The sequence below is a fragment of the Streptosporangium sp. NPDC087985 genome (genome assembly GCF_044741965.1).
Taxonomy (GTDB): domain Bacteria; phylum Actinomycetota; class Actinomycetes; order Streptosporangiales; family Streptosporangiaceae; genus Streptosporangium.
Genome location: NZ_JBIUTQ010000030.1, coordinates 13,975 through 37,596 on the forward strand (window position 1 = coordinate 13,975; position 23,622 = coordinate 37,596).

Below are 23,622 nucleotides of genomic sequence, written 5' to 3' on the forward strand. Positions count from 1 at the left end.
GCCGATTTCAAATGCCGTGCCACCTCACGCTTTTCACCGAATACGATGTCTGTCCGGCAAAGGGCCCTTCTCTAGGACAGGGTGGCGAAGCATCGTCCCGCCTCGTTCCAGTGGTCAGCGGAGGGGAACCCGCATCGCCGGGCGATCGGGCCGATGTCGTTGGCGGAGACGGTCGCCCACGCGAACCACTCGCCGGCGCGTTCGCCCCGGCGGAGCCGTACCTGCTCCACCCTGCTCGGTGATCCTGGCTCGGCCAGTTCGGCGATGACAGTGCCACCAGGACGCACCAGCTCGCGGAGGCGCAGCAGGAGGGCCGCCGGATCACCGCCGATGCCGATGTTCCCGTCGGCGAGTAGCGCCTGCGACCATCGGCCGGTCAGGGGCAGAGGGTCGAAGACACTTCTGCGCAGGGCCAGGCCGCCGGCGCGACGCGTGAGCCGGACGGCCAGCGGATTGATGTCGATTCCGAGGGCCGGAACGCCCATCCGTTTGAGCGCGACGGTCAAACGGCCAGGCCCCGAACCGACGTCGAGGGTCGGCCCGTCGCAGCGGGCCAACAGGCGGCAGTCTCCCTCGATCGGCCCGAACCAGCGTTCAGCGGCAAGAGGCCGCATTCGGCCGTCGGAATACTCGATGTCCACTTCCTCTCCCTTGAGAGAGTCCTCGTAGAAGGCACCGATCACCTAGCGTCCCCGCCTTCGCGAAGTCTCGCGACGGAAGCTCTGGAGTACTGGGCAATATGCGATTTCGACATATGCCCGTTTATGTTCGACAGCATGCTGATCACACTGCGACGTTACAGCGACAGGCGCGTCTCAGCTCTTACGGATCTGTGACATGACACGCCGGTATAAATATCTGGAAATGGCGGATCGGCAGCACCGAATACTTCTTCACGCGCCGCATGGAAGTTACGTCAAGAAGCTATAGATCATCGCAATACGATGGTGAAAACAAACGAACAAACGCAAAAGCTGAATAGCCGAGGTTAATGTGGCGCAGGCCAACGGCGAGCCGACCCCGGACTGTACGCACGACGATCGGTCACCTGCATCGCCCCGAGCGCTGCGGCGAACCGGGATCCGGGCACCTGGGCCGCGACCTGGAAGGCGTCCTCGGTCGTGTCGATGTCGTTCAGGTGAGGCAGGGTCGCCACACTCAGCCCGGCCGTGGTCAGCCGCTCCAACTGGGCGGCTCCGGTCCGGGAGTGCGACATGGGCACGCCGAGCAGCAGTGCCGGGTCCGGGCGGCGAAGGCCGAGCAGCCAGAAGCCGCCGTCGGTGGCCGGGCCGAACACCGCGTCGTGCCCGGCCAGCGCGCCAGCGGCAGCCTGGAGCAGGTCCGGGGTGACCTGCGGGGTGTCCATGCCGATGAGCAGGGTCGGTACCGGGTTCAGCCGGTGGGCGTCGGCGAAAGCCGATGCGAGCCGCTCGTCCAGGCCGTCACCGCGTTGCGGGATCACCGTGAAGCCGTTGGGCAGCCAGCTGCCGGGGAGCCCGTCCAGGGCGAGCACCCGGTGCTTCACCGGGGTGGCGGCGACGGCGTGCAGCGTGTCCTCCAGGGCGGCTGCCGCCAGGCGGGCACTCTGGCCGGGGGTGAACGGCGGGCTGAGCCTTGTCTTGACCCGGCCGGCCACCGGCTCCTTGGCGATGACCAGGACCTGGGTCACGCCGTCTCCCTCCTGGCCTCGGCCATGATCCGCCGCATGTCGCCGATCGCCCGTACGGTGCCACGCACCGTGCCGGTCACCTTGGACCGGCCCGCCCGGCGCAGATAGTCGACGTCCACCTCGCTGATCCGCCAACCGGCCGCGGCGGCGCGCAGCGCCATCTCCAGGGGGTAGCCGAACCTGCGGTCACGCAGACCGAGCCCGGCGAGGTCGGCGCGCCGGGCGGCGCGCATCGGGCCGAGATCACGCAACCGGGCGCCGGTGCGCCGACGCAGCTGCCAGGCCAGTACGGCGTTGGCGACCCTGGCGTGCGCGGGCCACGCACCGGCCTCCGGCACCCGCCGGCCGAGCACCAGGTCGCTCCGCCCCTCCAGGACCGGGCCGGCCACCTCGGGCAGCCGCGACGGGTCGAGCGAGGCGTCGGCGTCCATGAAGCAGACCACCTCCGAGGTCGCGGCCAGCAGCCCGGCGTGGCAGGCGGCGCCGAACCCGCGCTGTGGCTCGACCACCACGCGCGCGCCGAGCCCGGTGGCGATCCGCACGGAGTCGTCGGTCGAACCGTTGTCCACCACGATGGGCCGGTAGCCCGGCGGCATGCGGGTGAGCACCCATGGCAGCGCGGCCTCCTCGTCCAGGCAGGGCAGCACCACATCGATCTCCATGGGGGGACCTTAGGCCAGCAGGCACCAGGCAACACTTACGAAACGGTGATGTGCGCTCGAGAGACCCCAGTCCAGATCTAATGTTGGAGGGTGGTTGAAGATCGGGCCGGTGGATGAGCAGGACGGCGGGGGACATCCACCCGGGCGCTGTCGCCGGGACAGGCGGGCGGCGGGAGCGGACCGCGCTCGTCGTATGGATGCTGCTGGTCACCGGGTCTTTCGCGGTGGGCGCGGTCCTGCATGGCCTCGGCCTCCTCACCATCGATCATCTACCGCCCCTGCACGCCCACTTCCGGGTGCTCACGGTCACGCTGCTGCCGGCCGCGCTCTTCGCGGCCATCGCCGTGCGGGCCCTGCCCCGGCTGGTCGCCGGGGGCGGCTTCGGCCGGGCATTGCTCATCTCGTACGGCTCCGCCCTGGCGTGGACGGTACTGCTGGCGATCTCGGCCGACGGGCTCGCGGCGCCGTTCACCCACCGGGAGGAGTACCTCGCGGTGCTGCCCGAGGTGGGGCACGACCCGCTGGGCTGGCTGGCGGGCTTCACCGAGCGGCTGCCGGAGTACCCGACGCACGTACGCGGCCATCCACCGCTTCCGGTGCTGGTGGTGTGGGCGCTTTCCGCAGCCGGACTGCCAGGCCCGCTGGCGGCGGCGCTTCTGGTGGTCGCCGTAGGCTGCGCGGCCACGGTGGCGATCGGCCTGACCGTGCGCCGCCTGGCCGGGGAGGAGGCCGCCCGGCGGGCACTGCCCTACCTGGTGCTCACCCCTGCCTCAGTGTGGATCGCCACCACCATGGACGCGTTCTTCGCGGGGGTGGGCGCGTGGGGCGTCGCGCTGCTCGTGCTCGGCCGGAGCACCAGGGCGCGGACCTGTTTCGCGGCTGCCGGGGGAGTGCTGCTGGGGGCGCTGCCGTACCTGAGCTACGGGATGGTGCCGTACCTGCTCATACCGGTGGTCCTCGCCGTGCTCGTCCGGCTGCCGCGCCCGGCGGTGACCGCGGCGGCGGCCGGGGCCGCGGCGGTGACGGCCGCGTTCGCGGCAGGGGGCTTCCTGTGGCCGGCCGGGGTGGTGGCCACCCACGCGGAGTGGGTGGCCGATCCGGGAGCGGCCCGGCCCTACCTGTACTTCCTGGTGGCGAACCTGGCGGTGCTCGCCCTGCTCGCCGGCCCGGCCGCCGCCGTGGGGCTGGTACGGGCGGCCCATGACCGGGACGCCGTCGCCCTTGTCGTGGCCGCTGCGCTGCTGGCGGTGCTCGCCCTGGACGTCAGCGGGGTGACCCGCGGCGAGGTGGAGCGCATCTGGGTGCCCTTCGCCCTGTGGATCGGCCCGGTCGCGGCCCTCGCGCCCGGCCGTATGCTCGCCGCCCAAGCGGTCACTGGCCTGCTGCTTCAGGCGCTGGTCGCCTCCCCCTGGTGAATATCACCCAGGGACGCGGCGGCGAACTCCTTCATGCCCTCGGCGAACCCGATCCGCGCCTGGAACCCCAGTTCCACGGCCGCCCGGTCCGGCGCGGCCACGATGTGCCGGACGTCGCCGAGCCGGTACGCCCCGGTGACGACCGGTTCCGGGCCGCCACGCTCCGCCGCCAGCGCCTGGGCCATCTCGCCGACCGTGTGCGGCTCCCCGCTGGCGATGTTGTACGCGACGAGGGTTCCCCCCATGCCGCTGTCCAGCGCCACCAGGTTGGCCTGGGCGACATCGCGGACGTGCACGAAGTCGCGCCGCTGCCCGCCGTCCTCGAACACCTGGGGCGCCCGTCCGGCCTCCAGCGCCGACCGGAAGATCGCCGCCACCCCCGAGTAGGGGGTGTCCCTGGGCATCCCGGGTCCGTAGACGTTGTGGTAGCGCAACGCGACCGCCGTGCCACCGGTCTCCCGCGCCCAGTTGGCCGCCAGGTGCTCCTGAGCGAGCTTGGTGGTGGCGTACGCGTTGCGCGGATCCGCCGGGGCGTCCTCCCCGATCGGGGCGGGCGTCAATGGCGCGGCGCATCCGGGACAGCGGGGTTCGAACAGGCCCTCGGCCAGGTCGGCGGCGGTGCGCGCGCCGGGGCGCACCCGGCCGTGCCGGGCGCAGTTGTAGGCGCCCTCGCCGTAGACCACCATCGAGGAGGCCAGCACCAGCCGCCGGACATCGTGCCGGGCCATCGCGGCCAGCAGCACGGCGGTGCCGTACACGTTCGCCGAAGCGTAGTCGGGCAGGTCCGCGACATCGACGCCGAGCCCCACCTTGGCCGCCTGGTGCACGACGGCGTCCACGCCGGGCAGCAGCTGGTCCACAACCGCGACGTTACGCACATCGTCCCCGGCCCTCACGTCGAGCCCGACCACCTCGTGCCCGGCCTCTTCCAACGCCTCGGCGACATGGCTTCCGATGAATCCGGCCGCGCCGGTCAGCAATATCCTCATCCCGCCGAGCGTAGGCGGTGGATCGCTCCCTGTGACGACAGGCCGCGCGCCCGTTCGAGACCCGTAAGAAGCACGGCCGGCCGTGCCCCTCCGCCGAGAAGGTGACCTCCCACCACTGGCTGAGGCATCCGGCGCCGACCCCGCCGTCACGCGGCGGCCGATTACGTGAAGATCAATAAGTTCTCCCGGCAGTGGGGATCCGACGTCAAGATCCCGCTCCGTCAGTCACGTTCTCCGGCCGGTTTCCCGGTGCCGGGCGTCAGGTGCGGGGTGTGTGTCTTGATCGCTTCAAACAGCCGACTCTTCGACGGGTTCACCATCGCCTTTCCAGCCACGGTCACGGTTGGTACGGTCTCGTTCCCGTCCGCGACCGAGCGGACGAACGCCGCCGCCTCGGGATCTGCCCAGATGTTGACTTCGCTGTAGCGCAACCGCGTGAAGCGCAGGCGCGTGCGTAGCTTCATGCAGTACGTGCAACCGGGCCGCCAGTAGACGACCACGCCCTTATGGTCGGCGTTCCGGTACGACGTCGCTCGGTCCCGCCGAGGCAGGTTCGTGAGGATCAGCAACACGGATGCGATGATGAGGAGGTAATGCGTGGGGGACATGAGGGAAGTATCTCAAGTCCACCCTCTGGGCACTTCTCATCTCCCACCGATCTTCTGCCTCCGGCGTGGAGACCCCGCCCTTCGGTTATCGACGGTTCGCCATGGGATCTGGCGTGTTGCCGCAGCGTGTGACGTCCATGAGATCGAAGGGACATGGCTTCGATGTCAGTGGGTCACCGTATCTTGTCTCGATGATTCGGAACGTGGTCGACAAACGGGCCCTCGAGGCGGCAGTCGTGGACGCCCAGCGGGCGGTGGCCGAGTTCGACGGGGCCTGCCAATGGCTCGCCGCTGCCAGGCAGGGGCCGATGGAGCCACTTGCCGCCGAGGTCTGGGTATTCGACGGGGCCCTTGCCCAGGTGCTGTTGGTGAAACACCGCTGGCGGGGATGGGTTCCGCCGGGCGGGAAGGTCGAAGCCGGAGAGACACCCCGCGAGGGTGCGAGCCGGGAACTGTTCGAAGAGGCGGGTATTCAGCCGGAACTGCTGCCTGAGCCGGCAGCGGTCGCGGTTCGCTCATATCACCCGGACTATCCGGTCACCCTCGGGTTGTCGTATGCCACGGTTGTTGATGTGGCAACCCCGTTCGTCGCGGAGGACGGGCAGCCGGTGGCCTGGATGCGCTTGGACGAGGGCTGGGAGAGTTACTTTCCCGATGACTCGTTCCGCATCCGTCAGCACGCGGCATGGATAGCCGGTCGGGTTAGCCATCACTGAGGAGTTGCTCCAGGTCCGCCGCGGCGTGCGAGCTCCCGGCGGAGTTCGAGGTTCTCGCCGTGGGCTTGTGTGAGCGCGTCCCGTAGGGGCTTGTGCGCCTGCCTCGCGCTGGATGAGCCACACGTTGTCGTCGGGCAGGGGATGGCCGTGGCGGGTCTGGAACTGGGTGGTGATGCGCTCGATGAGGGCGATGGTGGACGGTTTACCGGATCAACTCGGCCGTAGCAGTTCGACGAGTTCCGGGGCGATGCCCGGGAATTTCCGGTCCGCGGTGAGCAGTGCGTCGGCCCCTATTTCACGCGCGGTCGCGATGATGAGAGCGTCCGGTACTCGGACTGTCAGGTCCGCGGCTCTGAGCAGGGCCGCGCTCTCGGCCGTCGTCTCGTCCACCTCGACGATCCGATCGACGACGGCGGCGCGGAAACCCCCGAGCATTTTCTCGGCCGCGACACCCTTGTGGACCGCACCCACCCGCAGTCCGTTCCACGTGATCACGGAGATGGCGAACGAGGCCGCCTTGTCCTCCCAGCGGCGGACCGCGTCACGGGCATGGCTGTACAGCGCGTCGTCAGGATTGAGCAGGCCGGCGATGACGTTGGTGTCGAGCATCACGGTCGGCACCGGTCATCCCCAGCTCTCGCGGCTCGCCTCGACGTCCACGGCCTCGGTGAAGCCGGGCATGGTCCAGCGCCCCCAGTAGATCGGCAGTGCGCCTTCCCGCTCAACGACGGTCGGCGTTGGACAGCCGACCGTAGGCACTCAAGCTGTCGAAGACAGGTGATCAGAGAGCTGATTCCAACCTGAGTGCGCAGGTCACGGGCTGAGGGGAGGTGTCTCTTGCCAGCCCGCACGCCCTTCGGCGGCATCCGTGACGTCGGCATCCTGGCAGGCGGCCTTCTCCCACGCGTCCGCCGACACTAGGCCGCTCTTCTCCAGGAGCCTCATCCAACTGTCCCGGTGCTGGCCCCGCCGCTTACGGCGGTTGACGGCGTGCCTCCCGATGACGGACGCGATGAGCTGGAGATAGCCCTCGCCGAGGACGTGGAAGTCGAAGAACGTGACGATGTCGGGTGACAACTCCGTGGTCTCGACCATGTCGACGTCGACGTGCTTGTAGGCGAAGACGTAGTCATCCCCGTCGCAGAAGTAGACGTCCCGCCATGTCGAGAGTCGCTGCGCGTTACTGAGGTGATCTCAGCGACTTTCACGCCAGGTAGCCGTGTTCGAAATGGGTGAGAACGAGCGCGGCTTTGACGATGTCACCGATTCTGCTGGGGCTGGCGGTGATGTGCTGGAGGGTGCGCCAGCGTTGCGTGAGCAGGGCGAAACCGCGTTCTCCCAGGCAGCGCAGGGCGCGCAGGAGCGCGTTGCGGGTGCGGGTGTCGAGGTCGAGGGGCCGGCCGTCGGCGGGTTGTTTGACTGGGGTGAGAATGCCGATGCCGGCGCCGTCGTAGCCGGAATCGGCCAGCGTGGGAAGCCCGTTGGCGGCGGCTTTGTACAGTGCCCCCAGGACGTGTTCGCGCGCCGCGACCAAGTCGTGGACCGACCCGGGCTCGACGTCGGAAACCCACAGCGGCAGGCCGTGCGGTGCCGACAGCGCCTGGATGTTGCCGCCGTGGTGGCGGGCCTTTCCGGAGTACCACACGTCGATCGGTTCGCCTTTGACGCTGATGGTCTTTTCTCGGCAGCGGTCGGTGGCGATGACGGTGCCGTCCAGGATCACGTGGGTGAGGCCCTCATCGGTGGCGCGGAAAACCCCGTGGTCACGGCCGAGGGTGGCCCGGTCGGTGCCCTCGCGAAACCAGCGCAGTCCCATTACCGCCTGCGCAAAGCAGGACAGCGCCCGAGATCCCGTGCGGGTGCCCAGTCGCCGGCGTTCGGCCGCCGGCAGCGTGGAGAGATGGTGAACCAGTTCCCGAGGAACGTCGAGCGTGGCACGATAGGTGATCACGTGGGGCTTTCTGGCTGAAGAAGACCTGTGGTGAGACCTCTCCTACCGAAAGCTCCACGTCTGTTTCACCGGCATCGCGATCCATCCCGGTTCCTGTCGCAGTACCACTCTGGCGACATCAAATCCCAACTGTCCGGATCGATCCTGCTGAGATCACCTCATTGACAAGCTGGGAAGAGCCTGAAAGGGTCTCGCGTACAACAAGATCATCCGACGTTTTTTGGGTCTGACCGTTCAGGGAGATCACGGTGATGCGGAAGAAGCCGCTTGCACTGACACTTGGCATGTCATTGCTCCTGTCCATGGGTGTAGCGGCTAACGCGTCCGCGACCAGCTTCGGCGAGGAGCGCTTCCAGCCGAGTGCCACCTACGATCTGTCGGTGACCGACGCCGAGCGCGACGCGATCCACGCGGAAGTCGAGGCGTTGGCTGGACGCGTCAACAGCGCACGGGCGGGGGACGGCACCTACGACCCGCTCAGTCTGGTCGGGGCGATGCTGGACGGGTCGAGCTACGACTCCATCTCCCGAGGCGGCACGGCCGCGACGGCGTACCCCTTCCCGGTCAGCAACACCGAAGCCAACCAGAACGAGTACGACCGCAAGGTCGCCAAGCTCGCCTGGGTGGTCAAGCTGGCCACCGACCTGGGTTTCCCGGTGGTCGTCCAACGCCAGCCCGACAAGTACGTCTACGCAGAGATCGGTGACCCGGACGCCCCGGAGATGGTCATGGCGTTGAGCCACCTCGACTCGCCGACGGCTTCCGTTTCGCCAGCCCAGCTGGCGCGCTGGCGGAACGCCGATGGCAACCTCGGCACTCCTGGTGCGTACCACTCGCCCTATGTCCAGGACGGCTGGGTCTACGGGGCGGGCGTGCAGGACGACAGCGGCCCGACGCTGGCGACGCTGCTCGCGGCCAAGGCGCTGCTCAAGGCGGGGTTGCCCCTCGACCGACGCATCCGCATCGTCATGGGAATCTACGAAGACGGCGGTCCCGGCACGCCCTCGACGACGAACACCGCCACCTTCCAGTCCATCCCGTACAACTCGAACCCGAGCTTCTACGACAACTGGGCCTACAAGAACCTCAACCGGGAGGAGATCCCGGTCGCGGCCTACACCTCCGACTCGCGGTTCCCGGTCATCGTCGGCAACTCCGGATCGGTGACCCCGTCGGTGTCGATGAGCTTGTCCGCAGACAGCACCAAGGCCTTCCGGCTGACGGATGCCACAGCCGGCGTCACCCTGCGTGAAGGCGATCCGACGCTCAAGGACATCGCCTACGGCAGCACCACGCAGATCGCCTCCCGGGCAATCTTCACCCTCGACGTGGCGGGGGCCGGCTCCACCGAGCGCGACCGATTCGTAGCGGCGATCACCGCCGCCGCGACCACGAAGGGTTGGCTCCCGGCTGCTCCCCGCACCACCCCCAAGGTGCAGACCATGATCACCGGCGACTCGCTCACGCTGGAGATCAACACCGATGTGGCGATGGAGATGCCGACCCCGCAGTATGGCAAGAATGCCGTCGTGTGGGGGATGTTCCTCCTCTCCAAGGGACTCGGCGCACTGGGAATCACGGCCGCCGACATGCAATTGAAGAAAGCCGCCGACGGCATCGCCGACCTGTTCTTCCGCGACGGTGTCGAAGGCGAAGCCTATATCGGCAAGTACATGGGCATCCCGGCGAGCCTGTTGCGCAACCCGAGCAACGGCACCCCGAACCTAACCTTTGCCCTCGTGGGAGGCATCAATTCGGAGACCCCGACGAGCTTTTACACGGACGCCTCCGGCAGCCTCAGCATGCCGATGTATGTGCGCAGCATGCACGTCACCGCGGCTGACTCCAGCCAGGCAACGACGGCGGTCACGGCCGCCTTCCAGGCGAAGGGGTTCACCATCGGCAACCTCGGCTCGCCCGTCGGCGCCGGGTTGTATGTCACTCACGACAACCCGCTGACGGCTCTTCAGTTCGGGAGCTACCAAGCCTCGATCAACCGCAACCCGGAGGAGTTTGCGGATCCATATTCCCTCAGGGACGTGGTCTATCCGCAGGGCACGACCGGTGGCACCCTGGCCAGCAGCTTCCGCAATAAGATGACCGCCTTCGGCGCGGTGATCCCGGGTAACGAGCGCTGGTGGCACACGGCCAACGAGCGGATGAAGGTCGACTCGGCAGTGCAGATGACCAAGATGATGGCTGATGGCATGCTGGAGATGGCCCGGTACTCCGGGCCCGCCGGTGCCAAGTTCATGTGGGCAAGCATCCCGGGGCTGAACTCCGACCGGGCGGACCTCGACCTGCTCGACGTCACGATCGGAACCTACAAGGACGCGTCGGCCGCTGTCGGCACGAGCCAGTTGGGCACCCAGGCCCTGCTCGGCGCCACCTCGTTCAACATCCCGATGTGGAACGGGCGCGGCAACTCGACTCCGACGGCCTCGGCTTTCGCACTGGGGCACGCCCCGGGAGGGGTCTACTTGCCCCTGACCGACACCGAGTACCTGAACACCACGTACGTGTCGCCGATGCGCTTGGAGTTCAAGGTGGAGCGCCCCGACTACATGTCGGACGCGGCTTGGGTGAAGTTCGTGGCTGGCGGCTACGGCGACTTCCAGTTCAACATTCTCGTCGGCGACGCGGTTGTGCCGCTGGCCGTTCCTGCGGGGCAGAGTGCGGACAAGTACTTCTCCTCGCGCATCTCGGCCAACAACCCCGACGCCATCTACCTGTCGGTCAACCTCGCGATCACCGATGCCCCGTACACCGGGGTGCAGGCCATCCTCGCGGATTCCAAGACGGACCTGTACACGGTCAATCCGACGTACTTGGCCTCAAACCCAGATCCGTTCCCCGGGCGCGGAGCCATCGAACAGCGGGGCTTCTTCCTGTTCGGTGATGGGCACAAGAACGCGGAGTTCTCTTCGCCCGACGCGGTCTACGTGACAGTCGCCAACGCGGTCATCGATGCCAAGCCGTCGGCGGTGGTGAAGAAGTTGAAGGGCAACAAGAACGAGTTGACCATCACGGTGAAGCAGACCCACATCGACGGCAGCGAGTCTCCTGTGACGGCCACGTTCACCATCAACAACAACGCTGCTGGCACTTACACCGTCGGCGATTACAAGGTATACGTCGAAACCAAGGGCAACACCCAGGTGCGGTCGATCTCCATCGTGTGACGCGTGTGAACCGGAAGTTCAGCGCGCGCACGAGAGGGCATGCGCGGTGGCAGGATGCCTCGACTCGGGGTTTGCGGCCGCCGGGGTGCGAGGCACATTGACAACGGAGTGGAGCCATTGAGGTGATCTCAGCAGGATCGGTCCGGACAGTTGGGGTTTGATGTCGCCAGAGTGGTACTGCGACAGGAACCGGGATGGATCGCGATGCCGGTGAAATAGACGTGGAGCTTTCGGTAGAAGAGGTCTCACCACAAGTCTTCTTCAGCCAGAAAGCCCCACGTGATCACCTATCGTGCCACGCTCGACGTTCCTCGGGAACTGGTTCACCATCTCTCCACGCTGCCGGCGGCCGAACGCCGGCGACTGGGCACCCGCACGGGATCTCGGGCGCTGTCCTGCTTTGCGCAGGCGGTAATGGGACTGCGCTGGTTTCGCGAGGGCACCGACCGGGCCGCCCTCGGCCGTGACCACGGGGTTTTCCGCGCCACCGCCTACCGCTACATCGACGAGGTCATCGGCGTCCTGGCTGAGCAGGCGCCCGACCTGCACCAGGCATTGCGGCGCGCCACCGATGAGGGCCTCACCCACGTGATCCTGGACGGCACCGTCATCGCCACCGACCGCTGCCGAGAAAAGACCATCAGCGTCAAAGGCGAACCGATCGACGTGTGGTACTCCGGAAAGGCCCGCCACCACGGCGGCAACATCCAGGCGCTGTCGGCACCGCACGGCCTGCCGCTGTGGGTTTCCGACGTCGAGCCCGGGTCGGTCCACGACTTGGTCGCGGCGCGCGAACACGTCCTGGGGGCACTGTACAAAGCCGCCGCCAACGGGCTTCCCACGCTGGCCGATTCCGGCTACGACGGCACCGGCATCGGCATTCTCACCCCAGTCAAACAACCCGCCGACGGCCGGCCCCTCGACCTCGACACCCGCACCCGCAACGCGCTCCTGCGCGCCCTGCGCTGCCTGGGAGAACGCGGTTTCGCCCTGCTCACGCAACGCCGGCGCACCCTCCAGCACATCACCGCCAGCCCCAGCAGAATCGGTGACATCGTCAAAGCCGCGCTCGTTCTCACCCATTTCGAACACGGCTACCTGGCGTGAAAGTCGCTGAGATCACCTCACTGAATCTCATCGACATTTCCGAGCCTGTTGAGCCGCAGATGTTGCCCGAACCCGTGAACAAGCGTTGCCGCTTCTGTGGATCTGGCGCGAAGTCTGTGGAGCTGTTACGGAGTATTGCGGGTCAGCTGAGCAGATCTTCTTGTTGAGCGGGGCTGGAATGGTCGCCGTGGGTGCGATGTCTCGGCGGATCGATGGCACTATCGGTCGCATGAAGATCACCGTTCTTGGTGGTTGCGGAGCATGGCCCACCGCGGAACAGGCGTGCAGTGGCTTTCTAGTGGAATACGGCGGTTTCTGGCTGTTGCTGGACCTGGGGTATGCGGCTCTGCCACGGTTGCTGGAATCGACGACGGCCGAGCAGATCGACGCGGTCGTGATCAGTCATGGGCATCCGGACCACTGCGCCGACCTCAACCCGTTGCTGCGGGCGCGGGCGCTCGGCGGCCAGCGGCCACCGCCCCTGCCGGTCTATGCCCTGCCCGGAGCGTTGAAGGTGGTCTTGTCATTGGATCGGCCGGGGATGCTGGAGGAGGCGTACCGGCTGTGTGAGTTCGACGCCGGTGACCGGCTGGCCCTTGGCCCGTTCACGGTCGACACGGTGCTGCTTCCGCACTGGGTGCCCAACGCGGGGATGCGGGTGATGGCCGGGGGTAACATCTGTCGTGCGAGCCAGCGACATTCCTTCTGGTCATGAGGGGCTAACGGGTGAACAGCGCAAGTGATCCTGAAGCCGATATCCGGGCTCGGCTCCAGCAGCACTGGGAGGCCTCCGAACGCGGGGACGTCGACGCTGAGCACGCGATCTACGCTGCAGACGCGATCCTGGACTACCCGCAGTCGGGCGAGCGCTTCAGAGGCCGGTCAAGGATCCAAGCGCAACGCGGCGGGCACCCGGCCGAACGCCACTTCACCATCCGCCGGATCCTGGGCGGCGGCGACCTTTGGGTGAGCGAGTGCGTGATCACCTATGACGGCGTGCCCACATACTCGCTCAGCGTCATGGAGATCACCGATGGTCTCGTAACGCACGAGACCCAGTACTTCGCCGACCCCTTCCCCGCGCCTCCCGGGCGCGCTGCGCTCGCTGAGCCGATTCCGGTCCGCGACCAATAAGCCGATTGAGCTGTCGGGTCGATGGACGACATCGACCGGACGTTGCCGGATTTCCATCTAGAGGACTTCTACGCGGACCACAGCCTCGATGCCAAGCACAATACGGCGACGCGGGTGCTGGTCCAGCGCTGCTCGTCCCAGCCATGCACGACGGCGCCCTCGTCATAGCGAAGCCGTAAAACCACCACGGTCAGTCATCAATCCAGGGAAAGCCGTCGGGGTCGGCTGCGGATCGGGCGTGAGTCATCGCGTCGTCGTGTCCACGCACGTCACTTAGGAATGGGAATTCCTCGGGAATCACCTGGATCTTGGCCACCGGCTGGGCCGGCGCCAGTTTGGCCACCTGGCGCTGGCGAACACCTCGGATCGGAGGCTCATGCTCGAACCCTTCGGCGGATAGGAGATAGACCGTTCCTTCCTGCCATGGGTCGAGGTCGAGTACGGGCTGGCTGATGGAGAAGTAGTAGTAGGTCTCGCCGGCGAGGTCGCTACACGAGTTGACCATCGACAGCGGATGATCGCGGTTGAGTATCGCGTAGAACATCGGCCAGATGCCGTCCGACGCGGCATAGACGGCTGTGCGATTACCGAAGGCGTCGCTGGCGTAGGACCGGCGTGGCTCGAAGCGCTCGACCGAGGGATTGTTCGAGCCGTGGAGAACGTATCCGGCTTGCTCGGCGACGTAGCAAAGGAACTGCCACTTCGGCGCGGCCAAGGTATAGGGAATCGGTTTGTCGGGTCCTTGGGTAACCGCGTCAGCGACTAATAAAGCGAAATCGGCCAGGGTCTTGTCGTCCGGACTGAAGGGCGGCCGGGGCAGCCAATAGGAAGGAAGATCCACGACCTCAGCCTACACACCGTACTTCCTGTTTACTAAGAAGGTGTTTGAGAGGTGATCACGGGCCTTAACCAGTCCATTCGAGTGGGCGAGGTCCTGACCGTCGAGCAGGATGACCTCGGGTGATTCGCCGCATCAGCGTGCTGATCGAGGGTTATCTATAGCTGTCAAGTATCTGTCCGCGTCGGATGGCACGGCTGCCCTCAGGCACGTTAGGCACGATCCCGGTCAGCAGGTGGAAAACTGGTTGAGCCTCGGGTGACTATGTGGCAGGCTCGTCCGCCGTGACCGAGATCACCGAGTTGCACGACGACGAGGTGGACATCGATGCATCCCTGGTGGCGCGTCTGCTCTCCACGCGGTGATGACATCCGGGTCGCGGTGAACAGCACGCGTTATGGAGGGCCGATGGCATCGATCAAGCAGTTCCAGGTCACCTTCGACTGCGCAGAACCTGAGCGCGTCGCTCGCTTCTGGTGCGAGGTGTTGGGGTACGTCGTACCGCCGCCACCGGAGGGGTTTGCTACGTGGGACGATTTCGATCGCTCTCTGCCGCCTGAGCGTCAGGGTTCAGCGTTCGCCTGCAGTGATCCCTCAGGTGTGGGCCCGCGACTGTACTTCCAGCGCGTTCCCGAAGGCAAGGTCGTCAAGAATCGGCTGCATCTTGACGTGCGGGTCGGTACCGGGCTCGTGGGTGAAGAGCGCCTCGCCGTACTCGAGGCCGAGTGCGCACGACTGGTCGCGCTCGGCGCGGTACGCGTGCGACTACTGCGTGCCGATGGCTACAACGAGTCGTGCATCGGCATGCAGGACATCGAGGGCAACGAGTTCTGTCTCGACTGAGGGGCCGCGAACGCGTCTTCGTTCTGTCCCCTTTGGCCAGGACGAAGAACCGCCCCCGACCTGTCAGGGAGCTGCAGCGCCTCCCGCACCGTCCGGCGATGGATTCCGTACCTTCGGGGAAGCGCCTGGACACCCGTGCCCTCAAGCCGCGTGTCCCGCCGGATCGAGTTGTCGGCCGAGCTGGCGCTGCAGGGCTGCCTTGAGGTCGCTGACCTGGCCGCGGAGCCGTTGGTTGTCGGAGGGGTGTGTCGAAAACCGTACAGTCCCGCACGTGACGTCGTGATCAAAAGCTCGCCGGACGGCTCTCCCGCTTCCTGGCAGACGTTGGGTGTCATCCCGCCCGGCGAGGTCACGCTGCTACTCACGGTGCCGGAGGCGCCCGGCTCTTCCGTCCGCGCTGAGATGGTCCTGGCCGACGGCCGTGCAGTGCAGTGCAGTCTCCACAGCTCTGCGCGCGACGACCACGGAGCTGCCACACAGGCGGCCTCAGTGGTGATGGCCGGCCGACCTTGTCCATGCCAGGCCGGCCGCCCTCAGCGGAGCATGCCGTTGAACGCGTCCGGGGTGACGATGGGGATGCCGTAGGCGCGTGCTTTACGCGCCTTGCCGGAGAGCGTGTCGGGATCGGCGGCGACCAGCAGCCGGACCTTCTTCGTGATGTTGGGATGGGGAACGTAGCCGGCCTGGCGGGCGCGTGCCTCCCAGGTTTCGCGGCCGCCGTCCATCTCGCCGGTGAACACCACCAGGTCACCCGTGGCCAGCTGGAAGCGGGAGACCGCAGAGGGGTACTCCTGCGCCGCGCGGCTGAGCGCCTTGTCGACCGATTCGTCGGGCAGGCCGAGCAGGGTGGCGGCGAGGTCCAGCTCTTGTCGTTCGGAGATGGTGACGATGCCGTCGGCCAGGGCGGCGTGCGCGAGCGCGGTCAGATAATCATGGTGCAGCCGTTCCACATCGGTGCGGGTGAGTCCGAGGTCGGTGGCGAGCTGGACGAGGGCGTCGGCTTCGGCGGCGGAGATGTGCTGATCCAGAAGGGCCTGGTCGAGCAGGGCGAGGTAGGAGTCGGCCATCACGGGCCGAGGCACGCGGGGGAGCCGGTCGACGATGCGGGCCAGGAAGTGGCCGTCACGTTCGGCGGAGACGCCACGCCGTACCCATGGCGTTCCCGTGTCGGGGAGCGCGGGCCAGGAGGTCCGCGCCGCGGTGGCGAGCAGGGTGTGCCATGGGTGGGTGGAGCCTGCCAGGGTGAGGTAGTGGCGTAGGAGGCCGGCGGCGGCGCGGGCGTCGATGAGCGCGTCGTGGTGGCCGTCGAGCGGGATGTCGGCCACGGCGCAGCAGCCGGCGAGGTTGCGCGGGGCATGGGGGAGGAACCGTACGGCTTCGGCCATGGTGCATATGCCGAGGTCATGGCGGAGTGGCGCGGTAACGCCGAGCCGTTGGAACTCGTAGGTCAGGAAGCCGAGGTCGAAGGGGAGATTGTGGGCCACCGGGACGCGCCCGTGCAGCAGGGTGGTCAGTGTCGCGGCGATGCCGTTGAAGGTGGGGGCGTGGCGGACGTCGGCGGCGTTGATGCCGTGGACGTGCTGCGGGCCGAGGTCGCGTCCGGGATTGACCAGGGTGCTCCACTCGCCGGTGATCTGACCGGCGGGATCGAGGTGCACGATGCCGATCTCGACTATCCGGTCGTGCCGGGAAGGGTGCAGGCCCGTGGTCTCCAGGTCGATGACCGCGTAGCCGGGTGAGCCGTTGAGCATCCGAACGCCTCCCTGCAGTGCTCGTTTGCCTGAACGATTCCATGTGATGTTCGAGCGGGTAGCACGGATGAGCAGAGCGTAATGGCTTCGTAGCGAAGCGAATCAGGGTGCTTCGGTTGCCTGGTCGGTGGTTTGTTAAGGCGGGGCGTAGAGGTTGAGGGACCGCCCCGCGGTGACGGCTGTGACCAGGACCTGTAGTTCAGCGGGCGGGGGCCTGCTCGACCAGTTGCGCCACCAGCGTTGCAGCAGTGCGCAGGAGGTCAGCCAACCGCGGACGTGGCGGGCGGCGCGGGGCCAGCAGAAGGTGAACGTGCAGGCCACCAGGGCCCAGTGGCGGCGGATCGCGGCATCGGAGCGGACCTGGAAATCGGCCCAGCCGAGTTCGTCCTTGACCTGCTTGTAGCCCTGTTCGATCCACGTCCGCAGGCCGTAGAGGCGCACGATCTCGGCCAGGCAGGTCAGCGGTGCCGGCGACGCTGGGAACGGCTCCGGATCCGACAGTGCTGCCGGAACCTCGGGCGACGCCGGACGGGGCTGACCTCCCGCCAGCTCAGTGCCAGTCGCTGATCTGCACGTCTCGCGGCGCTGGTGCGCCCTCGCCGGTCTCCACCAGCGACTTCAGGCTCATCAGGAACGTGCCCCACTTGGTGCTGCAGTGGTGCATGAACTCCACCGGCTCCTTCCAGCCCTGGTGCTTGAACAGCACGATCGTGTAGTCGCCGTCCTGGCGGAGGTCCCAGTCGATCGTAGTCCCGATCCACTCCTCGGGGCCGTCGATCACCCGCCACGCCACCCGCTCGGACGGCCGTAGCTCGACGACCTCCATGTCGAAGCCACCGACCGGGAACCGGAACTCGAGGACACCGCCGACGTCGCCGCTGCCCTTCGTGTCCTCGGTCCACCAGCCGGCGAGGCCCTCGACGGTCGTCAGCGCGTCGTACACCTTCTCCGGCGTCGGGGTCTTGGCTCCGACCCTGTGCAGAATGTCCGCCATCTCGACTCTCCCTGATCTCGTCAGTCCTGTTGTCAGTCCTGTTGGGTGCGCTGGATCGCCTCGGCGATCCGCTTGATCCGCTGCAGCCGGGCATCCCACACCGACCCCACCGACGACAGCTGGGCCACCGCGCGGGCGAGCTGGGCATCGTCCACCCGGTACCGCTTCTCCCGACCCGCCGGCGTCGCCCGGACCAAGCCGACCCGGTCGAGGACGCCGAGGTGCTTGGCCACCGCCTGACGGGTGACCGGCAGCTGCTGACTCAGCGCGGTCGCGGTGCCATCGCCCTCGATGAGCAGCAGGTCGAGTATCCGGCGCCGGATTGGGTCCCCGACCGCGGACCAGAGGTCGTCGTCGACCTTCTCGGCCACCGCGGCGCTCATCGCCGCACCTGCAGCGTCGCGACGTACGGCGCAAGCCGCGGCAGATAGAAGTCCCAGCCGGTGACGTGCTCCTGGTACTGCTGCTCCAGGACGGCGACCTCCCAGCCCATCTCGCGGAAGCCGGTCTCGGTCATCTTGAGCAGCGTCCCGCCACCCGACGGGGTCAGGTAGAAGGTGACCAGCAGCGAGTTACCCTCCACCGCGACCTCGTCGGCCGGGTGCGTCCACCGGAACGAGAACATCCGCGGCGGTCGCGCGTCGACGACGGTGAACGGCACCACTGTCCCGCCAGCGTCGCAGTTACCGAAGACGATCTCTCCCGCCGACCCGGGCGTCGGCTCGTACCGGGCGTCTTCCGGCCACCACTGCTTGAGGTGGTCGGGGCTGCTCACCACCTCGAACACGATCTCGGGCGACGCCTCGACGTAGATCTCGCGTTCGATGGTCCCGAACTCCATGACACCCTCCTGCAACGTTTGGTTGCGCGTGACGGTACCTGGAAGTTCGGCATTGCGCAACCATCGGTTGCACTTTGGGAACGACAACCCGACTCGGTCCGATAGCCGGCCAACATGAGCACGCCCGATCCACGTCCTCCAGCGGAAGGCGCGCCGGACGTTGTGCGAGTCCAGGGGAGTGCCGACCTATGAATCTGGCTACCCGCGAGACCGTGCGCGGGTGCGGGTGCGGGTGCGGGTGAGAGCGTCGAGGGCGGTGTCGCCGGCGAGCAGCCAGGAAGCGTGGGCGTGGTGCAAATCGTGCATTTCGACCTTGAACTCCAGGGCCGCTGACTCGCACCACAAACTGGCCCTTTTGCTTCCCATTGGCAATGCTGTGCCTCATGTTTGCCTTTTATAGATCTGTCCGAACTCACGGGAGGCCCCGTATGCGCCTGCGGAGGCGTCTGGCTCCGTTGGTCGCAATGGCCACGATGGCGGGGGGCCTGGTCGGCGCGCCGGCGGCGCTCGCCGATGACTCTGTCGAGATCGACATCCTCGGGATCAACGACTTCCACGGCCGGCTGGAGGCGAACAGCCAGGAAGCGGGAGCCGCAGCCCTGGCGACCGCGGTCAAGGAGATGAGGGCAGAAAACCCCAATACCATCTTCGCCGCGGCGGGGGACCTGATCGGTGCCTCGACGTTCACCTCGTTCATCCAGCGGGACAACCCGACCATCGACGCACTCAACGCGGCTGGCCTCGAGGTCAGCGCGGTCGGCAACCACGAGTTCGACCAGGGCTACGACGACCTGATGAACCGGGTCATCCCGCGGGCCACGTGGGAATACATCGGCGCCAATGTCAAGGTCAAGAAGGAGCTCCAGGACAGGTACAAGGAGCTCACCGAGTCCTGGGTCAAGGAGGTCGACGGGGTCAAGGTCGGCTTCGTCGGCGCGGTGACCGAGCACCTCGACGAACTCGTCACCCCCGCGGGCATTTCCATGCTCGACATCCTGGACATCCCAAGCACGGTCAACCAGGTCGCCGACGAGCTGAAGGCCAAGGAGGGGGCCGACATCGTCGTGCTGCTCGTCCACGAGGGTGCCGCCACCACGCAATACGAGTCGGCGGTCGACCCGACGAGCGACTTCGGCAAGATCGTGAACGGGGTCGACAAGAACTTCGACGCGATCATCTCCGGCCACACCCACCTGCCCTACGACCACAAGATCTCGGTCAAGGAGTGGCAGGACGAGAAGCGTCCGGTGACCGTGCGCCCGGTCGTGTCGGCGGGTCAGTACGGCTACAACCTCAACAAGATCACGTTCACGTACGACAAGACCAAGAAGCAAGCGGTCAAAGTCGACTCGGAGATCGTCCCGCTGACCGAGAGGCAGGCGGACGGCTCGTGGAAGCCCCTCTACGGCCCGGATCCGACGGGCAAGGGAATCGTGGATGACGCCGTCGAGGTGGCCAAGAGGGAGGGCACGCGCAAGCTCGGTGAGATCACCGCGGACTTCAACCGGGCCCGCCAGTCCAACGGCACGACCGAGAACCGCGGCGGTGAATCGACCCTGGGCAACCTCGTCGCCGACGCGCAACTCGCGGGTGCTCGCACCACCGATCCATCCACTGAGATCGCTTTCATGAACCCGGGCGGGCTCCGTACGGACATGAAGTACCGGGCCGAAGGCAAGGAAGACGGCACCGTCACCTACAAGGAGGCGGCCGAGGTCCAGCCGTTCGCCAACACCCTGGTCACGATGACCCTGACCGGTGAGCAGATCGCCCAGGTGCTCGAGGAGCAGTGGCAGCCCGAGGGGGCCAGCCGGCCGTCCCTCAAGCTCGGCGTGTCCAAGGGACTCTTCTACACCTACGACCCGACCGCGCCTAAGGGCCGGCACATCACCTCGGTCACCTTCGACGGAAAGCCGCTGGACCCGGCCAAGTCCTACCGCGTGGTCGTGAACTCGTTCCTCGCCTCGGGAGGGGACAACTTCAGCACCCTGAACGAAGGGGCAGATAAGCGGGACACCGGCCAGGTCGACCTTCAGTCCATGGTCGCCTACCTGGGCGAGAACTCCCCCGTCGCTCCGGATTACGCGCAGCGCGCGGTCGGTGTGCGGTTCGACGCGCCACAGGATGGCTTCAAGGCCGGTGACACGGTGACGGTCAACCTGTCGTCGCTGCTGTTCACCAGCAACGAGCCGAAGGATGAGAAGGTCACGGCTACGTTCGCCGGCCAAGAGGTCGGCACGTTCGCGGTCGACGCCACGGCCGGCGCGAGCACCGACAACACCGACGAGGTCGGCCGTGCAACCGTCGGGTTCGCGGTACCCGCTGACCCAGCGCAAGGGGGCGCGACGAGCGCGGACCTCGTCATCACCGGCGAGACGACCGGCACGACAGTCACCGTAGCGATCCCGCTGGCCGCTGACACCGGGCCCGCGTGCACGGTCACGATCACCGGCCGCCACGCTGGACCCCTCAAGGTGAGTTCCGGCGTCACCTGCCTGGACGGAGCAGCAGTCTCCGGGCCGGTCACGGTGCTGAAGGGCGCGAGCCTCTACGCGACCGGCGCCAATGTCAGCGGGCCGATCAGCGCCTCGAAGGCCGCCGGTGTCTCGCTGAACCAGACGACTGTCAGTGGTCCGGTGACGGTCAACGATGCCACCGACAAGCTCACCATCTTGGACTCCACGGTGAGCGGTCCGGTCAGCTTGACCAACAACCGGGTGACCGACGCACCGGTCGTGTCCGGTAACCGGATCAGCGGGCCGTTGAGCTGCAGCGGAAACTCCCCGGCGCCGGCAAATAACGGCAAGGTCAACACCGTGTCCGGTCCCAGGACTGGGCAGTGTAAGGGGCTTTGACCCGCTGATGCGGTAGTCCAAGTCGGATCAGGGGCGGTGGCGTGGATAACGTTCTGCGCCGCCGCCCCTCGCGCGCTCATGGCACCACGCACTCGGGATCTTCAGCACCGCCCATGAGAAGAGAGACAGGATGCGTTTGAGGCGGCGCATCGCGCCACCGCCGCCGTGGCGATTGGGCTGTGTGGACCTGGCCTCCCCAGGGAAGATGGGGACACGAGCGCGACTCCTGCTGCGATCTTGGGTTTGGAGACCTGAAAGATCACCAGAAGTCGCGATCTTTCGCATGCCACCTGCCGAAACCCTCAACCGCGCCATACCGCATCAGAACTCAAGAACGCCGGGGCCCCGGTCCTGGTGGGCGCGTCGTCGTTCGCCGCGATCACCGACTGGCCGCACGATCGAGATCGCCGCCCGCGGCGCCTCATCACCGCCGTGACCGGCAGTTGCCCGACAACGCAATGACCTTGGTGGGCATGTAGATTTCGAACGGCGTTTAAACAGCGCCGGTTGGCCGTTCAACAGTGCCACCTACGTTGGCGGCATGACAATCCTCCGGAAGCGTGCTCTCGCCGGCCTGATCGCCGGTCTCAGCGCCAGCACCGCCCTACTCGCTGCCAGCCCCGCCTCGGCAGCACCTCCCGCTCACGCAGGCAAGCCGACCGATGTGCGGGTCCTGGCCTGGAACATCTACCACGGCGGTCTGGACGACAACTGGGACAACCTCGACACCCGCAAGGATGTCATCCGCCAGATCGTCGATGTGAACCCGGATGTGTTCTTCTCCGTCGAAACCTATGGCGCCGGTGACGAGATCATCGCCGGACTTGAGGCGGCCACCGGAGACGACTGGACCGGCATCCAGATCACACCCAGCTCGACCGGCAACGACAACCTGTGGCTCTTCACCCACTACGACATCGACAAGGTGTTCCCCGCACCGACTGGTTACCGGGAGACCGGAACGTTCCACATCGGCGGCGCCCGGCTGATCGCCGACGACGGACGAGCCATCAACGCGTTCACCATGTGGAGCAACTACACCAACCCCTGGGTCGGCGACCTGATCGAGGACAACGCCCTGGACGTCGCCGCCGGCCGCAAGCCGCAGGTCCCCGCTGAGAAGATCGTCGACGCCGACCGCCGCCAGACGCAGTACGTCGCCGACTTCCTCGACTATGTCGGCACCCACGCCCCCGCCGGCGAGCCGGTCCTGATGGGCGGCGACCTCAACACGATGCCCGCAGCTGACTGGACCTCGAAGTGGGCTCGCTGCGCCGACCACTTCGGCTTGTCCTATGACCTGGCTGCTACCGGCAAGTTCACCGATGCCGGCTTCGTCGACACCTACCGGGCCGCCAACCCCAATGTCTGCAAGGCCCCCGGTATGACGTGGAGCCCCCGGCTGGACATGACCACCCCGGACCGGATCGACTTCATCTACGCCAAGGGCCAGGTGGTCCAGGTCAAGGACTCCTACACCATCGCCAAGCGGCTGCCCGGTGACCCGGACGGCCAGTTCTACTCCGACCACTCGGCGGTCGTCTCGGACGTGCGCATCAAGTGATGACGGTTCGCTGAACCAGAGCCGACATGAACTGACGGAGATGGTTGATACCCGGGCCTGGTGATCATAGGGAAATCCGGGTGGGTGAACCCCAGTTGGACCGCGAGGTGCGTCGGCGCCTCGCGGTCCTGCGTCATGTGGAGGAAGTCAGCGGGAACATCGCGACGAGCGACAACACCGGTCAAGGAAGGGGTAGCCCAGGTAAGGGTTTCGGCCGGTGCCCCAGAGATCTCACCGCTTGGCATGAAGTCCGATTCCGCCGGAAATCGACAGGAATTCAAGCGACACCCGCGTATAGGCTCGTGTGGTGGCGCTTTCCGATCTTCGACGTGAGATGGTGCTCGCCGCCATCGCCGAATTCGACCAGTTGGGATCAAGGTAGGGGCGGCACGCTCACTGCACCTTTGCCTGCGTTTGGCTATCGATAGTGAATGAACCTACATGGCTTTAAGTGCAATTGCTCCCCAATTTGGGGAGTCCACTTCGGTAGGTGTGGATCGTGC

General features: G+C 66.7%; 25 protein-coding genes. 9 read left to right on the forward strand and 16 right to left on the reverse strand.

Annotated features, from left to right (window positions below):
• Positions 1-71: 71 nt before the first annotated feature.
• The 3 genes from ACIN94_RS31010 to ACIN94_RS31020 form a co-directional block, all read right to left on the reverse strand.
• Entirely contained in the window at positions 72-641 is a 570-nt protein-coding gene (locus tag ACIN94_RS31010) for a methyltransferase domain-containing protein (protein WP_400713941.1), read from the reverse strand.
• Positions 642-988: 347 nt separating this feature from the next.
• Positions 989-1,669 (reverse strand): TIGR04282 family arsenosugar biosynthesis glycosyltransferase, encoded by a 681-nt coding sequence (locus ACIN94_RS31015; RefSeq protein ID WP_400713944.1) that lies wholly within the window; start codon positions 1,667-1,669, stop codon positions 989-991.
• Positions 1,666-2,331 carry a glycosyltransferase family 2 protein gene (locus ACIN94_RS31020; RefSeq protein WP_400713946.1) on the reverse strand — a complete coding sequence of 222 codons (666 nt, stop codon included), beginning with the start codon at positions 2,329-2,331 and terminating at the stop codon, positions 1,666-1,668. Before ACIN94_RS31020 ends, ACIN94_RS31015 begins: the two co-directional genes overlap by 4 nt.
• A 113-nt stretch (positions 2,332-2,444) precedes the next feature.
• On the opposite strand from ACIN94_RS31020, the gene ACIN94_RS31025 reads away from it, so the two are divergent.
• On the forward strand, positions 2,445-3,746 hold the full coding sequence (locus tag ACIN94_RS31025) for a hypothetical protein (RefSeq protein ID WP_400713949.1): 1,302 nt from the start codon (positions 2,445-2,447) through the stop codon (positions 3,744-3,746).
• Here ACIN94_RS31025 and ACIN94_RS31030 read toward each other — a convergent pair.
• Both ACIN94_RS31030 and ACIN94_RS31035 read right to left on the reverse strand, forming a co-directional pair.
• Positions 3,719-4,735 (reverse strand): NAD-dependent epimerase/dehydratase family protein, encoded by a 1,017-nt coding sequence (locus tag ACIN94_RS31030; protein WP_400713952.1) that lies wholly within the window; start codon positions 4,733-4,735, stop codon positions 3,719-3,721. The genes ACIN94_RS31025 and ACIN94_RS31030 overlap by 28 nt on opposite strands.
• A 221-nt stretch (positions 4,736-4,956) precedes the next feature.
• A complete protein-coding gene (locus ACIN94_RS31035; protein WP_400713955.1) occupies positions 4,957-5,307 on the reverse strand; it encodes a glutaredoxin domain-containing protein in 351 nt (116 codons plus the stop codon).
• Between the two features lie 227 nt (positions 5,308-5,534).
• Here ACIN94_RS31035 and ACIN94_RS31040 point away from each other — a divergent pair, with 227 nt between their 5' ends.
• Entirely contained in the window at positions 5,535-6,059 is a 525-nt protein-coding gene (locus ACIN94_RS31040; RefSeq protein WP_400713958.1) for an NUDIX domain-containing protein, read from the forward strand.
• Positions 6,060-6,269: 210 nt separating this feature from the next.
• Here the strand turns inward: ACIN94_RS31040 and ACIN94_RS31045 are convergent, their stop codons facing one another.
• The 4 genes from ACIN94_RS31045 to ACIN94_RS31060 all read right to left on the reverse strand — a co-directional run bounded on the left by ACIN94_RS31045 (position 6,270) and on the right by ACIN94_RS31060 (position 8,010).
• On the reverse strand, positions 6,270-6,680 hold the full coding sequence (locus tag ACIN94_RS31045) for a type II toxin-antitoxin system VapC family toxin (protein ID WP_400713961.1): 411 nt from the start codon (positions 6,678-6,680) through the stop codon (positions 6,270-6,272).
• A gap of 3 nt (positions 6,681-6,683) precedes the next feature.
• A complete protein-coding gene (locus ACIN94_RS31050; protein WP_400713964.1) occupies positions 6,684-6,818 on the reverse strand; it encodes a hypothetical protein in 135 nt (44 codons plus the stop codon).
• 54 nt (positions 6,819-6,872) lie between these two features.
• A complete protein-coding gene (locus tag ACIN94_RS31055) occupies positions 6,873-7,154 on the reverse strand; it encodes a hypothetical protein (protein WP_400713967.1) in 282 nt (93 codons plus the stop codon).
• 109 nt (positions 7,155-7,263) lie between these two features.
• A complete protein-coding gene (locus ACIN94_RS31060) occupies positions 7,264-8,010 on the reverse strand; it encodes a transposase family protein (protein WP_400713970.1) in 747 nt (248 codons plus the stop codon).
• A 251-nt stretch (positions 8,011-8,261) separates the two neighbouring features.
• On the opposite strand from ACIN94_RS31060, the gene ACIN94_RS31065 reads away from it, so the two are divergent.
• The 4 genes from ACIN94_RS31065 (at position 8,262) to ACIN94_RS31080 (ending at position 13,433) form a co-directional block, all read left to right on the forward strand.
• A complete protein-coding gene (locus ACIN94_RS31065; RefSeq protein ID WP_400714054.1) occupies positions 8,262-11,192 on the forward strand; it encodes a M20/M25/M40 family metallo-hydrolase in 2,931 nt (976 codons plus the stop codon).
• Positions 11,193-11,471: 279 nt separating this feature from the next.
• The gene (locus ACIN94_RS31070) at positions 11,472-12,299 is read left to right on the forward strand and encodes a transposase family protein (protein WP_400713973.1); all 828 of its coding nucleotides are present in this window, start codon (positions 11,472-11,474) and stop codon (positions 12,297-12,299) included.
• 229 nt (positions 12,300-12,528) lie between these two features.
• Positions 12,529-13,014, forward strand: coding sequence for an MBL fold metallo-hydrolase (locus tag ACIN94_RS31075; protein WP_400713976.1), 486 nt, complete (start codon positions 12,529-12,531; stop codon positions 13,012-13,014).
• Between the two features lie 11 nt (positions 13,015-13,025).
• Entirely contained in the window at positions 13,026-13,433 is a 408-nt protein-coding gene (locus tag ACIN94_RS31080) for a nuclear transport factor 2 family protein (RefSeq protein ID WP_285704993.1), read from the forward strand.
• Between the two features lie 190 nt (positions 13,434-13,623).
• Here the strand turns inward: ACIN94_RS31080 and ACIN94_RS31085 are convergent, their stop codons facing one another.
• Entirely contained in the window at positions 13,624-14,274 is a 651-nt protein-coding gene (locus tag ACIN94_RS31085) for a hypothetical protein (RefSeq protein WP_400713980.1), read from the reverse strand.
• A 405-nt stretch (positions 14,275-14,679) separates the two neighbouring features.
• On the opposite strand from ACIN94_RS31085, the gene ACIN94_RS31090 reads away from it, so the two are divergent.
• A complete protein-coding gene (locus tag ACIN94_RS31090) occupies positions 14,680-15,114 on the forward strand; it encodes a VOC family protein (RefSeq protein ID WP_400713983.1) in 435 nt (144 codons plus the stop codon).
• Between the two features lie 533 nt (positions 15,115-15,647).
• On the opposite strand, the gene ACIN94_RS31095 is transcribed toward ACIN94_RS31090, so the two are convergent.
• From ACIN94_RS31095 to ACIN94_RS31120, 6 genes are all read right to left on the reverse strand, one after another.
• Positions 15,648-16,865, reverse strand: a complete 1,218-nt coding sequence (locus ACIN94_RS31095) for an exonuclease domain-containing protein (RefSeq protein WP_400713986.1) — start codon at positions 16,863-16,865, stop codon at positions 15,648-15,650.
• A 135-nt stretch (positions 16,866-17,000) separates the two neighbouring features.
• Positions 17,001-17,306 carry a hypothetical protein gene (locus ACIN94_RS31100; RefSeq protein WP_400713989.1) on the reverse strand — a complete coding sequence of 102 codons (306 nt, stop codon included), beginning with the start codon at positions 17,304-17,306 and terminating at the stop codon, positions 17,001-17,003.
• Positions 17,307-17,415: 109 nt separating this feature from the next.
• Positions 17,416-17,859, reverse strand: coding sequence for an SRPBCC domain-containing protein (locus ACIN94_RS31105; RefSeq protein WP_400713992.1), 444 nt, complete (start codon positions 17,857-17,859; stop codon positions 17,416-17,418).
• Positions 17,860-17,891: 32 nt separating this feature from the next.
• Positions 17,892-18,242, reverse strand: coding sequence for an ArsR/SmtB family transcription factor (locus tag ACIN94_RS31110; protein WP_400713995.1), 351 nt, complete (start codon positions 18,240-18,242; stop codon positions 17,892-17,894).
• Positions 18,239-18,700 carry an SRPBCC family protein gene (locus tag ACIN94_RS31115; RefSeq protein WP_400713998.1) on the reverse strand — a complete coding sequence of 154 codons (462 nt, stop codon included), beginning with the start codon at positions 18,698-18,700 and terminating at the stop codon, positions 18,239-18,241. Before ACIN94_RS31115 ends, ACIN94_RS31110 begins: the two co-directional genes overlap by 4 nt.
• Before the next feature lie 198 nt (positions 18,701-18,898).
• The gene (locus ACIN94_RS31120) at positions 18,899-19,066 is read right to left on the reverse strand and encodes a hypothetical protein (protein WP_400714000.1); all 168 of its coding nucleotides are present in this window, start codon (positions 19,064-19,066) and stop codon (positions 18,899-18,901) included.
• A gap of 98 nt (positions 19,067-19,164) precedes the next feature.
• Between ACIN94_RS31120 and ACIN94_RS31125 the strand changes: the two genes are divergently transcribed.
• Both ACIN94_RS31125 and ACIN94_RS31130 read left to right on the forward strand, forming a co-directional pair.
• The gene (locus ACIN94_RS31125) at positions 19,165-21,555 is read left to right on the forward strand and encodes a 5'-nucleotidase C-terminal domain-containing protein (RefSeq protein ID WP_400714003.1); all 2,391 of its coding nucleotides are present in this window, start codon (positions 19,165-19,167) and stop codon (positions 21,553-21,555) included.
• A gap of 541 nt (positions 21,556-22,096) precedes the next feature.
• On the forward strand, positions 22,097-23,119 hold the full coding sequence (locus tag ACIN94_RS31130; RefSeq protein ID WP_400714006.1) for an endonuclease/exonuclease/phosphatase family protein: 1,023 nt from the start codon (positions 22,097-22,099) through the stop codon (positions 23,117-23,119).
• Positions 23,120-23,622 lie beyond the last annotated feature (503 nt).

Coding starts and splice junctions, on each gene's coding strand:
- ACIN94_RS31020 (WP_400713946.1), bottom strand. CDS start 2,331: ATGGAGATCGATGTGGTGCTGCCCTGCCTGGACGAGGAGGCCGCGCTG.
- ACIN94_RS31025 (WP_400713949.1), top strand. CDS start 2,445: ATGAGCAGGACGGCGGGGGACATCCACCCGGGCGCTGTCGCCGGGACA.
- ACIN94_RS31030 (WP_400713952.1), bottom strand. CDS start 4,735: ATGAGGATATTGCTGACCGGCGCGGCCGGATTCATCGGAAGCCATGTC.
- ACIN94_RS31040 (WP_400713958.1), top strand. CDS start 5,535: ATGATTCGGAACGTGGTCGACAAACGGGCCCTCGAGGCGGCAGTCGTG.
- ACIN94_RS31055 (WP_400713967.1), bottom strand. CDS start 7,154: ATGGTCGAGACCACGGAGTTGTCACCCGACATCGTCACGTTCTTCGAC.
- ACIN94_RS31065 (WP_400714054.1), top strand. CDS start 8,262: ATGCGGAAGAAGCCGCTTGCACTGACACTTGGCATGTCATTGCTCCTG.
- ACIN94_RS31075 (WP_400713976.1), top strand. CDS start 12,529: ATGAAGATCACCGTTCTTGGTGGTTGCGGAGCATGGCCCACCGCGGAA.
- ACIN94_RS31090 (WP_400713983.1), top strand. CDS start 14,680: ATGGCATCGATCAAGCAGTTCCAGGTCACCTTCGACTGCGCAGAACCT.
- ACIN94_RS31095 (WP_400713986.1), bottom strand. CDS start 16,865: ATGCTCAACGGCTCACCCGGCTACGCGGTCATCGACCTGGAGACCACG.
- ACIN94_RS31105 (WP_400713992.1), bottom strand. CDS start 17,859: ATGGCGGACATTCTGCACAGGGTCGGAGCCAAGACCCCGACGCCGGAG.
- ACIN94_RS31110 (WP_400713995.1), bottom strand. CDS start 18,242: ATGAGCGCCGCGGTGGCCGAGAAGGTCGACGACGACCTCTGGTCCGCG.
- ACIN94_RS31115 (WP_400713998.1), bottom strand. CDS start 18,700: ATGGAGTTCGGGACCATCGAACGCGAGATCTACGTCGAGGCGTCGCCC.
- ACIN94_RS31120 (WP_400714000.1), bottom strand. CDS start 19,066: ATGGGAAGCAAAAGGGCCAGTTTGTGGTGCGAGTCAGCGGCCCTGGAG.
- ACIN94_RS31125 (WP_400714003.1), top strand. CDS start 19,165: ATGGCCACGATGGCGGGGGGCCTGGTCGGCGCGCCGGCGGCGCTCGCC.
- ACIN94_RS31130 (WP_400714006.1), top strand. CDS start 22,097: ATGACAATCCTCCGGAAGCGTGCTCTCGCCGGCCTGATCGCCGGTCTC.